Source organism: Sphingobacterium sp. UBA865 (assembly GCF_002295765.1).
Taxonomy (GTDB): Bacteria; Bacteroidota; Bacteroidia; order Sphingobacteriales; family Sphingobacteriaceae; genus Sphingobacterium; species Sphingobacterium multivorum.
Genome location: NZ_DBGB01000015.1, coordinates 95,648 through 107,841 on the forward strand (window position 1 = coordinate 95,648; position 12,194 = coordinate 107,841).

A 12,194-nucleotide genomic window follows, 5' to 3' on the forward strand; every position below is an offset into this window, starting at 1 on the left:
ACATGAAAACGTCAATAATCATGAATAGAATTGCCAAATCCAGCTTAGCGATACTAGTGTTGTTTATGGTGACATCTTGTAAGGACTATCTAAATATTGATCAGTACTTTGACGATGAATTTAATATTGATTCGGCATATGCAAATACACGTTACTTAGAAGCGTATATGTGGGGGGCGGCAGCAATGTTCCCTGACGAATCCAATACGATCAGATCCAACTATACACCAGGGCCAATGGCGACAGATGAAGCTATAAATGGCCTTACAGGTACTGGAACAACCAATATTTACTACGGGATGGATTTTGTCACCGGAAATATTACGCCTGATTTTTATGGTGGACTTAACCAATGGGGAAAATATTATAAAATTATCCGCAAGGCGAACAATGTATTGAAAAACATTGATGTGCCAAAGGACATGAGCTACGCAGATCGTAACCGTATCGAAGGATATACACGTTTTATTAGAGCTTACGCATACTATAACCTCATTATAGATTTTGGCCCACCAATCTTGTTGGGAGATGAAGTTGTGAATACCAATGAGGATATTGCGTATTATGACCGGCCCCGGGCGACGTATGATGAGGCTATGGAATACATCTGTGGTGAATTTGAAAAGGCTGCTGTACAACTTCCTGTTGATGTTAGTCTATTGGATTTCGGCAAACCGACAAAAGGTGCCGCATTTGCATTGATCGCCCGTTTGCGCTTGATCCATGCCAGTCCATTGTTTAATGGCGGACCTGTTGCCGCATCCTATTTTGGTAGCTGGATTCGCAAGACCGATGGCACACATTATGTATCACAACAATACGATGAAAAACGTTGGGCAGTAGCCGCTGCCGCTGCTAAGCGTGTTATGGATATGGGCCGGTATAAATTATATACAGTGCCTGCGGACGAAAGAACGCCTACACTTCCAGCTGGCGTAACGTCCGATCCCAACTTCTATGGAAGCTTTCCGAATGGGGCGGCTGATATTGATGCATTTAGATCATATTCTGACGTCTTTACCGGTGAGGCTGTCGCTTCAATCAATCCCGAATACATTTGGGGGCGTAATACAGAATATTTTAGAACGGATTTGAATCAGGGGGCATTTCCGCCAACTTTAGGAGGATGGGGACGTTTCTCGGTGACACAAAAAGTTGTAGATGCTTATCTGATGGATGACGGACGTACCAAAGAAGAAGCACGTGGCGATACGTATTTTGAGGCGGTGGCTGATCTTCCTGCCGGTGGAACCTTTGGCGATTTATTTACGGCTCAACCGCGTAAATTTTCAGGTTACCCACTGAATGCGGGGATATTTAAGATGTATGCAAACCGTGAAATGCGTTTTTATGCATCGATAGGTTTCAACGGTGCTGTGTGGCAGGCTTTGTCGAGTACAACGTTGAATACACATACGGCTAAATATTTTTATCAGGAACCTGATGGTCGAGGTGGTGTCTCGGCATCGTCGCCTAACTATCCATTAACTGGTTATGTTATTAAGAAATGGGTAAATCCATTTGATGCAATCAGTGGCACGGGGGCCAGAATGATGCCCAAAGCATATCCTATTATACGTTATGCAGAAATATTGTTATCCTACGCTGAAGCACTAAATAACCTTACTGGAAGCCATACGGTACAGCTTGGTGATAAAACCTATACCGTGAGCCGGGATGAAAGTGAAATAAAAGGTTCTTTTAATGCTGTTCGATACCGTGCGGGTTTACCAGGATTGTCTGCTGCGCAGCTTGCCAACAAGGCAGAGGTACAGAAGCAAATAGAACGTGAGCGTATGGTGGAGTTTCTATGGGAAAACAGACGCTTTTACGACGTACGCCGCTGGGGTAAATACGAAGAGACTGAACGCGAACCAATTCGTGGTATGAACCCCGATGGTGCGGACCGGGAATCTTTCTACAAGCGAATTTCACCAGGTACATCGTCATTCTTGACACGTCAGGTAGACAAAAAATTAATTTGGGTGCCTATACCTCGTGCCGAAATGCGCAGATTACCATCATTGGATCAGAATCCGGGCTATAATTAGGATTAAGCATTAAAAAAGGAAAATATAACCGTCTTCCATAACCGTTTTGGTTTGTGGAAGACATTAAAATATTAAATTATGAAACGAAGTTTTATCGCTATACTGACAGCTTCGATGGCTTTAGTTGCCTGTAAGGACAATGAAGTATTCGAAAAGGAAATGTATAAAAATGAGGTAGCATTAATAAGTTCTGATTATCACAATACGTTTAAAGAAGTGGTTCGCTTGACGGGAGAAGAGGTAATTGGCTATGTAGCGGCATCTTCAGGAGGTACCCATGCGCCTGATAAAGATCTTGTTATTGCACTGGAAGAGGATTCAGAACCTTTAGTAAAATACAATTTTGCTGTTTACGATAATTCGGAAGATCTGTATGCCAAATTACTTCCTAAAGAGAAGTATGACATCATGGACAAAAGGATTGTGATCAAAGCAGGCGAGCTAACAGGCCGTACCATGGTTAAATTGCGACCAGATGGATTATCTCCGGACTCTACCTATTTTATTGGGCTGAAAGCAACAGGTTCATCCGGTGTTGAAATCAATCCTAAGAAAAGCACCATATTGTATCAGGTCATCATAGAGAATGAATATGCATCACAGGCCAAAAATACCATGTATTCAATGGTGGGGTTTGCCAATGGTTTGTCTACAGCGGCGAATAAACAGCTATTTCCATTAACCAGCAATAGCGTGCGGATGGTCGCCGGAAATGAAACCTTTATATCTAAAGTACCTAATATTACGAAAAACTGTCTTACGTTGGAGATAGATGATTTTAATAACGTAAAGATAAAGCCCTACAAAGATATTCAGGTCGTACAATTGGACAATGACCCAATGTATCCGAATAAATTCAAAGTGGAAGAAGCATTTGGTATGCGCACAAACGTGTTTTTATTGTCATATCAATATACGATAGGCAATGTGACGACAATTATGAAGGAACGTGTTGAAATGCAGGTTAAATAAAATTATGGAATTCATGAATACGATTAATTATTATAAATTGGATACGTTTCCAAAATCAATAGTTGTCTTTTGTCTTAGTTTGATAATGATACTAACATCCTGTAAAGACGATCTTGCGGTAGATGGTGCTTTTGCACTAAAAGATAACCCATCAAAATTGACCGCTGCGGCTGATGGTTTATCTGAAACCTACACTGTTCAGGCGACAGGCAAATGGAAGGTTGAGCCCCTCCGAAAAGAAAACTGGCTTAAAATCGATCCAATGGAGGGGAATGGAAATGGAACATTTACCGTTACCGTCCACAAAAATACCGATCCCGAAGCGCGTGAACTGACTTTGTTTTTTACTTTAGATGGAAAGTTACAAAATAACGTGCTGAAGGTAGAACAGGCAGGAACCACAGATCAAGGACAGGTGAAAGATCCCTATTTAAAAATAGATGGCATATCCAACCGTTTGGAAGTTCTGGAAGAGGGAAGTAATGGACAATATATTCTCCGTTCTACAGGTAAGTGGAAAGTTGCGGTGGAGGACGAGTCTGACTGGGTTAAGGTTTCCCCTATGGAAGGTGAGGGCGATACCCCGATAACAATCACTGTAAATAAAAATACCGACATTGAGCGTACAGCAAATCTATTGTTATTTTTAGACGATGTGCAACAGGCATCTCCGCTAACGGTATATCAGAAAGGCCAAAAATTGCAAGTAGAGGGCGATGTCGTTCTTCAGGAGGACTTTAACTGGCTGACCTATGGAAGCGAGATCTTTAATGCGACTTCAGGCGAAACCAGGATTGCTTTATGGAGCACGGAAGAGTTGGCCAAAGGCTGGACCAGTACGATCAATACGACAGAAGGTGGCGGTAATTATGCATCGATTTATGCGCGACCAGGCTTTATTAAATTAGGGCGTACGAACTACGGCGGCGATCTAATTTCGCCGAAGCTGGCCAATGTACAGCGTACAAAAAATCTATTGGTTACCTTCAAAGCTGTACGATATGCCACTGGTGATCATTATCTACTCAACGTTGGTGTCAAAGGACCGGGAACGGTCAGCGTGAGCCAATTTAATGTGATGAACGTTGCAACTCCTAATTCGAATCTAGAATCGTGCAGGGCTGCATGGCAAGCTCCAGAGGCGACCTATTCTTTTGTTGTTACGGGAGCTACTGCGGAGACTCAAATTTGGTTATTGGGTGGCGCTTTTGATCAGCGTGCTGGTAATTGGCCAGCTACTGTTAACCGTATCTTTGTCGACGATATCGTTGTTACCGTCGCTAAATAATAAACCTGGCCCATGCATACTTTCTCTTCAGAAAAATTGCATGGGCTATTTTGTGCCCCCTACTAAGTAATTGTTAATAGCCTTTAATCACCTATTTTTTATGAAAAAAAAAGAACAATATAACCGACGGGTCTTTATTCGAACTACATTGGTAACCGGACTTGGCCTAACATTAAACTTATACAGCTGCACCAAAGCTTCAGCTATTCCCGAAAATAAGCCCGGTGAACCCGAACCGGAGAATGAAGATAATACATTACGGATAACCGGTGTGCTATTGTCCGCCCGGATAGAATCTTCCAAGGGGGGCGAATATACAATACAAGGAATGGGATTCAAGACGGGAGATCAGCTATATTTTGAATCACTGAATAAACCCGGTGTAATGGGGAAATTTACCGTCGCAAGCAAATCTGCTTCTGCAGATCATATTGTTTTTGTTTTCCCAAGGGACTTGCCATCGGATAGTTATCGGATATCCGTAAAACGCGGAGCCCAGTCATTTTTGTTGGGATCAACCATTGTCAATTTATTTTTTAATGCGAATATCCCCGACAAAACAGGAATGACTGTAAAGGGTGTTGTTTACGCTAATGGTGTAGGTGTTGCCAATGTTGTGGTATCAGACGGCTTTGAAGTGACAATGACGGATGCAGCTGGTATATATTATTTACCTTCTTCCAAAAAAGGAAAATATGTGTTTATCTCCATACCGGGAAACTACGAAGTTGATTCAAACGTCAATGCGCCTCAATTCTTTCAACGCCTTTCGCAGCCGGCTAATATTGTTGAGATTAAAGATTTTGAGCTTAAGGCTGTAAATAATGAAAAACATGTGGTCATGGTGTTGGGGGATATGCACTTGGCTAAACGTACGGATGACCTGAATCAGTTTCAGAAAGGATTCCTGCCCGATGTTAATCAATCAATACAAAACTATAAAAATGCGGGCAATAAAGTGTATGCGCTGACATTGGGAGATATGACTTGGGATGGGTACTGGTATACCAATAATTATGCACTGCCGCAGTATATTGTTGAAATGAATAAGATCAACGCGATGGTATTTAATACCATGGGCAATCATGATAACGATCCAAAGTTTTATGAAGATTGGGGGGCTGAAGATAAGTTCCGTGATGTATTGGGGCCGACTTATTATTCATTCAATATCGGTAAGGTACATTACATTGTTTTAGATAATATTGAATATATTAATGCCGGTGATGCAAGGAACTATAATACAAAAATTGTCGCCGATCAGATTGAATGGCTCAAAAAAGATCTAGCAACCATTACGGATAAGGATACGCCGATTGTGATCGCTATGCATGCACATTTACATACCAATCCAATTCTCAATACGAGCGGTGCCGAAACCACAGGATATCGGATAAGCAATGCGCAGGATTTTGTGAATACCTTGAATGGATTTAACACCGTGCATGTGCTCACGGGACATACGCATATCAATTATAACGTAGAAACAGCTGCTACGCCGCATATCATGGAGCATAATACAGCTGCCATCTGTGCGACCTGGTGGTGGACCGGTAACGCGGGATATGCAGGCAATCATATTTGTAAGGATGGGGCCCCAGGAGGCTATGGAATATGGGCGATAGACGGAAGAGATTTAAAGTGGGGGTATAAGAGTATTGGTGAGCATGCTGATTATCAATTTAGGGCTTATGATCTTAATCAGGTGCATCTTACCAAAGATAAATATGCCCCAAATTTTAAGCCTACAAGTGATCTGAAATGGCAGAGTTATGCGGCGGAATATGCGAATCCCAATAACAACAATGAGGTACTGATCAATGTTTGGAACTACGATAAAAATTGGAAAGTCGAAGTGAGTGAAAATGGTCAACCGTTGACAGTCTCCCGTGTCCGTATGCGAGATCCATTGCATATTGTTTCCTATTCAGCACAGCGGCTTAATCGAAATGCTACCCCCACCGAGGACTTTGTCAGCACCCTGACAGCGCATATGTTTAAAGTGAAGGCCTCTTCTCCCACCAGCACCTTGTTAATTAAAGTAACTGATCGTTTTGGTAAGGTTTATCAAGAAACTATGGTTAGACCCAAAGCTTTTGGATACCTGATGAAGTAGTAGAGAGCTAGATAAAGCTCCGTCACCTGAAGACTGAGCTTTATCTAAATCAAGTTATTCCTATAAAGAATGATCTGTATTATCGAATATAAGATTTGATGGTACAGGGTCTATTAATAGGTAATCTTAGGCTTGCCATTTTCACAAACCACCCCTTTGGCTGGTTTGTCATTTTTGTCTGGACAGTTCAAGCTTTTGTCCAGCACTCTTTTTGCATGATCCAAATGATTATACTGTTCTGCCATATTGCCAAACTCAGCAAAGTTTTCTTTGTCAGTATACAATATAGAGATAAATTCACAGTCTTTACGAAAGGGGGCGATATGCCATTTACTTGGGTCGGTACAGGGAATGTCATTGAAAAATGTGGTCATTTTAGGTAACAGTTCATCCAGCCGCTGGTTAATTTCAGGCAGCTCCAGATCCCTAGCGCTGGCGACTTTGACTTTGCCTGCAATGCAGCGTATTCCAAAATGAGGCGGAAGATAATTTTCAGCTGGACTGGTATTGTAAACAATAGGCCCTTTATATACTTTCTGTGCCGTTTCTTTAAGGTCTGCAGCTTCGGCAATTAATTTATTATAAGCTTGCTCAAAGCTCGGATGTACGGGGACATAGGTGTAATAAAGCGTGTCAATACGACATTCCTTTAGGTCATTGCAGGAAAGATTTTCAGTTAGTTTAACAGCTTGTTGGATTTTATCGTCTGCTAGGCTAGTGAGTTCTCCATAGTCGTCTTCTTTTTTACAGCCTACAAATAAAAATGTACTAAATAACAAAAAGTAAAATAGGTGTGTTAAGTGCTTCATAAATTTGGTTTTTGTAAGATTAACGAAAGCTATTAACTATCTGCTACAGTCAAAGGTATTCTAATGCAGGGATATATTGCTTTTTATTATCAATAATTAATAAAGTTGTTTTCGAATAGTCTTTAGTTCGGCGAAATTAACATTTAAAAATGACTTAGTCTAAAACACTTTAGTGTAGTATTATTGCTAACCATCTCTATACGACTTGTTTTGATACAATGTGCAGGTAGGCAAGGGTTGTCCATAATTACTTTGTACAGGGATGTCTTTTTTTATGCCAGAAAATGAGATAATACCGCGAAATTGTCGCACTCCACTACCGCTACAAATTAATGTTACGTAGAAAAATAATATTAAAATTCGTATCTTCGTGCAATGGATAATTTTATTGTTTCTGCACGTAAATACCGCCCGATTACCTTTGATTCGGTTGTAGGTCAGCAACACATTACTGGTACCTTAAAGAATGCGATACACAACAATCAGTTGGCGCAGGCATTTTTATTTTGTGGTCCCCGCGGTGTGGGGAAAACTACCTGTGCGCGTATTTTAGCTAAAACAATAAATTGTGAAAATATCTTAGCAGGCACTGAACCTTGTGGTGCATGTGCTAGCTGTAAGTCTTTCCAAAATGGAAATTCTTTCAGTATTCATGAACTGGATGCCGCATCCAATAATTCCGTAGATGATATCCGCAACCTGATTGATCAAGTACGCATACCACCACAGGCTGGAAAATATAAAATCTATATCATAGATGAGGTGCATATGCTTTCTCAAGCGGCTTTCAATGCTTTTTTGAAGACATTGGAGGAACCTCCTTCCTATGCTATCTTTATCCTGGCGACTACTGAAAAACATAAGATTTTACCAACGATTCTTTCGCGCTGTCAGATTTTTGATTTTAACCGGATCAAAGTGGAAGATATGGCCAGTCATTTGGCCCGTATCGCTGACAGGGAAGGTATTGCTTATGATCAGGACGGATTACATATCATTGCCCAAAAGGCCGATGGTGGCCTTCGGGATGCCTTGTCGATGTTCGATCAGATCGTCAGTTTTTCCAATAAAAATGTCACCTATCAAGCTGTAATCGATAATTTGAATATCTTGGATTACGATTATTATTTTAAGCTAACGGATGCTATTTTAACTGAGGATGCAGCACAAACTTTATTGATTTTCAATGAGATTTTAAATCACGGGTTTGATGGCAGTCATTTCATAGCCGGTCTGTCTGCACATTTTAGAAATTTGCTGGTTGCTAAAGAGCCGGCTACGCTAAAATTATTGGAAGTCAGTGATAGTATTCGTCAAAAGTATCTGCAGCAGTCCCAAAAAGCTTCTCCAGGATTTTTGTTATCTGCATTGAATATTTCCAATCAATGTGAGATCAACTATAAGACAAGTAAAAATCAACGCCTGCAAGTTGAACTTTCACTCCTCAAGACATGTCATATCGCAAGTGCGATTAAATTGAGCCAGCTTGGATCCGTACAGATTCCTTCGGCAACCGAGGGCGTAAAAAAAAAACTTCCTGAGCCAGTAGTTGGACAAGCGCAACAAACCTCGGTAGTCCCTACTCCGCAAGCGACTTCTCCAGCGAATGCTCCTGTCGTTGAAAACCCTGTGACACCGCGTTCGCAAGCTAACCCCGTAAATTATCAGGCTTCCGAGACTAAGGAAGAGGTGAAAAAAGATCCTATTTCCAACGTGCCTCCTAAAGTAAAAAAAGGCGGGTGGGGAGCATCTACTGCAGCAATTATTCCGTCTTTGCCGGATTTGAATACCATATACGATAACAATGCGGTTGCCAAAGAAGGTGATGAGCCAGAATTAATACGTGGAAGCGAACAACGTGATGTTTCATTCGGTCAATTTATTGCTGTTTGGAATAGTTATGCTGAACAGCTGAAAGCGGAAAACAAGATTAACTTGTATACCATGATGACGGCTATGCAACCGCGGTTAAATGGGGTATTGATTGAAATTGATGTCGAAAATGGTGTTCAGATGGATGTATTGCAAAGTGCAAAGGTTGATGTGTTGAACTACCTACGTGTGAAACTCCAGAATTTTTCGTTGGATCTGCAGGGGGTGATGATGGAACATACGATTTCACGCAAGCCCTATACTTCCCAGGAGAAGTATCAAGCGATGGTCAACAAAAACCCGCTTTTAGATACTTTGCGGAAGGAGTTTAACTTGGGACTAAGCTAATTCAAGCACGCTAGTTGTTTTTTATTTTTGTACATTTGCAAACTCTTCCATGAAGAGGGAAATATTTAGTTTTATTATGCAAGGAAATTTTCAGAGACGTGATCGCGACCACGGGGAAAGACGTGAAGTGAATCAGATGGTATTTGGTATTCGTGCTGTCATCGAAGCAATCGATAGTGGTAAAGAGATCGAGTCATTATTTATACAACGCGGTTTGAGCGGCAGTTTGATTCTAGAATTGAAAGCCTTGTTAAAGGAACATAATATCGCTTCTCAACAGGTGCCAATTGAAAAATTAAACCGCATAACACGTAAAAATCATCAAGGTGTAATTGCGGTTATTTCTCCAATTACCTATCATGATATAGAAGAACTTCTCCCTCAGATTTATGAAAAAGGTGAAACTCCTTTACTTCTGATGTTGGATGGAGTGACAGATGTGCGCAATTTGGGTGCTATTGCACGTACAGCGGAATGTTCTGGAGTACATGCCATCATTGTCCCTAAAAAGGGCTCAGCTGAGGTTAACCCCGATGCCATTAAAACATCTGCTGGAGCACTCTATAAAATCCCTGTCTGTCGCCATGATAGCTTGTCCAAAGTTGGTAAATTTTTGATTGATTCAGGTGTGCAATTAGTTGCCAGTACAGAAAAAACAACCTCGAGCATTTATGATGTGGATTATACAGCTCCAACCTGTGTGATTATGGGTGCAGAGGACGTTGGTGTTTCCAATGACCTAATCCGTATTGCCGACCACCTGGCCAAGATACCAATGTACGGTGAAATAGGTTCGTTAAATGTATCTGTGTCGGCCGCAGTAGTGATCTATGAAGCGATTCGTCAACGGATTGTTAAAAAATAAAGAATATAATTTAGTTGATTACAAAAAAGCCTTTGTTTTTGACAAAGGCTTTTTTGTAGACTAGTTTTGATAAATATCTTCAATCTCTTGTTCGTATTTTTGCAAGATAACTTTTCTTTTCATTTTTAAAGTCGGTGTCAATTCACCGGTTTCAACGGTCATTTCGTCTGGGACTATGATGAACTTCTTGATCTGTTCCCAGCTGCCAAAATTTTGATTAATACGGTTGAGTTCCGATCTCATTTTCTGTTTCAGTTCAGGACTATTTAGAAAATCTAGCCTAGAAAGATTGGCAAGGGCGGGAAAAGCACTTCTTGACCATTCTAGAAGATTATTATAGTTGGGAACAATCAACGCCGCAGGAAATTTGCGGCCTTCTCCAAGTACCATAGCCTGTTCGATAAATGAAGATTCGACCAGTTTAGATTCGATCTGCTGCGGAACGATATATTTTCCTCCAGAAGTCTTGAACATCTCTTTCTTTCGGTCTATAATTTTAAGAAATTTACCGTCTACCCATTGACCAATGTCCCCAGTATAAAGCCAGCCATCCTTGATCGCTTCTGCTGTTGCCTCTGGATTTTTATAATAGCCAATCATATTATTCTCGCCTTTAGTCAATATTTCTCCATCGTCAGCAAGCTTTATTTCGATATGAATTAACGGTAAGCCTACAGTCCCAATTTTCATGCCTCGTTTATAGCAGTTTACAGCGATACATGGTCCCGCCTCAGTGAGGCCATAACCTTCATATATTGGAATTCCTGCTGCCATATACAGACGGATTAATCTTTCCTGTAAAGCAGCACTCCCGGAGGCAATCCCTTTGATGTCACCACCTAATGCTTCGCGCCATTTTGAAAAAACTAATTTACGGGCAATGTTCAGTTGAAGGTCATACCACCATGTACGTCCCTCCAGTTTGTATTGTTCGCCGATGCTCAAGGACCAGAAGAATAGCTTACGCTTGACTCCTGTTAGCTGCTCTCCTGTAGCCATAATCTTTTCATAAACTTTCTCCAATACACGAGGTACAGCGGAAAAAATATGCGGTTTAACGGATTTAAAATCTTCACCTATCGTATCCATCGATTGAGCAAAGAAGATTGTCAAACCTTTGTACATATATACATATTGGAATACGCGTTCATAGGCATGACAAACTGGAAGAAAGGAGAGGGCACGATCACCTCGTTCGACAGGAAAGGAATATTCACTACTCAACGTATCTGCCAATAAATTTTTATGAGACAACATAACACCTTTGGGATTTCCTGTTGTGCCAGAGGTGTAAATGATGGACGCTAATGTATCGGTTTTTATACCATCACGTAGTTGGTTTAGCGTTTCATCTGTAATGATCTCGCCCTTGGAGACGAAGTCATGCCAATGGTTTAGACCATCCTCTTTGTCTAGACTGTAAATAGCATTTAGTTGCGGACAATCATCTTGTATCGTTAATATCTTTGTGTATAGTGTCTTTGAACTGACAATACACTTCCTGATTTCGGCATGATTGAAGATATATGTGTAATCTAAGGTCGAAATATTAGGGTAAATGGCGACTACTACAGCTCCAATTTGTTGAATAGCAAAATCAAGGATATTCCACTCGATGCGGTTCTCACTAATTAATGCTACTTTCTCTCCCGGCTGAACGCCTAATGCGATCAAACCTTTAGATGTCTCGTTGACCTGTTCAATAAAATAAGTATTGCTTACTTTTACCCATTCGTTACCTTTTTTGAAAGAAAACATCGGGAAATCCGGAGCAATATTATATTGCAGGTATGCTAAATCAAATAATCTTGTTGCTACTATTGGCATGTTAGAAGTCCAGTTTGTATAATACAGCTAATTTAAGCTTTTTTAT

General features: G+C 40.8%; 8 protein-coding genes. 6 read left to right on the top strand and 2 right to left on the bottom strand.

Annotated elements, in window-relative coordinates; genetic code table 11:
• Positions 1-2: 2 nt before the first annotated feature.
• The 4 genes from B2O97_RS08550 (at position 3) to B2O97_RS08565 (ending at position 6,427) form a co-directional block, all read left to right on the top strand.
• Positions 3-2,051 (top strand): RagB/SusD family nutrient uptake outer membrane protein, encoded by a 2,049-nt coding sequence (locus tag B2O97_RS08550; RefSeq protein WP_070567268.1) that lies wholly within the window; start codon positions 3-5, stop codon positions 2,049-2,051.
• A gap of 78 nt (positions 2,052-2,129) precedes the next feature.
• A complete protein-coding gene (locus B2O97_RS08555; RefSeq protein WP_070567266.1) occupies positions 2,130-3,023 on the top strand; it encodes a DUF1735 domain-containing protein in 894 nt (297 codons plus the stop codon).
• A gap of 13 nt (positions 3,024-3,036) precedes the next feature.
• On the top strand, positions 3,037-4,311 hold the full coding sequence (locus B2O97_RS08560; RefSeq protein ID WP_236560146.1) for a BACON domain-containing protein: 1,275 nt from the start codon (positions 3,037-3,039) through the stop codon (positions 4,309-4,311).
• A gap of 100 nt (positions 4,312-4,411) precedes the next feature.
• On the top strand, positions 4,412-6,427 hold the full coding sequence (locus B2O97_RS08565) for a calcineurin-like phosphoesterase family protein (protein WP_286767261.1): 2,016 nt from the start codon (positions 4,412-4,414) through the stop codon (positions 6,425-6,427).
• A 113-nt stretch (positions 6,428-6,540) separates the two neighbouring features.
• Here the strand turns inward: B2O97_RS08565 and B2O97_RS08570 are convergent, their stop codons facing one another.
• Positions 6,541-7,236: a hypothetical protein gene (locus tag B2O97_RS08570; RefSeq protein ID WP_201639516.1), complete on the bottom strand. Its 696-nt coding sequence runs from the start codon at positions 7,234-7,236 to the stop codon at positions 6,541-6,543.
• A gap of 375 nt (positions 7,237-7,611) precedes the next feature.
• Here B2O97_RS08570 and B2O97_RS08575 point away from each other — a divergent pair, with 375 nt between their 5' ends.
• Both B2O97_RS08575 and rlmB read left to right on the top strand, forming a co-directional pair.
• Positions 7,612-9,456 (top strand): DNA polymerase III subunit gamma/tau, encoded by a 1,845-nt coding sequence (locus tag B2O97_RS08575; protein WP_070567258.1) that lies wholly within the window; start codon positions 7,612-7,614, stop codon positions 9,454-9,456.
• A 76-nt stretch (positions 9,457-9,532) separates the two neighbouring features.
• Positions 9,533-10,321, top strand: a complete 789-nt coding sequence (gene rlmB / locus B2O97_RS08580) for a 23S rRNA (guanosine(2251)-2'-O)-methyltransferase RlmB (RefSeq protein WP_046672182.1) — start codon at positions 9,533-9,535, stop codon at positions 10,319-10,321.
• 60 nt (positions 10,322-10,381) lie between these two features.
• Here the strand turns inward: rlmB and B2O97_RS08585 are convergent, their stop codons facing one another.
• Positions 10,382-12,148 carry an AMP-dependent synthetase/ligase gene (locus B2O97_RS08585; RefSeq protein ID WP_112374231.1) on the bottom strand — a complete coding sequence of 589 codons (1,767 nt, stop codon included), beginning with the start codon at positions 12,146-12,148 and terminating at the stop codon, positions 10,382-10,384.
• Between the last annotated feature and the right edge of the window lie 46 nt (positions 12,149-12,194).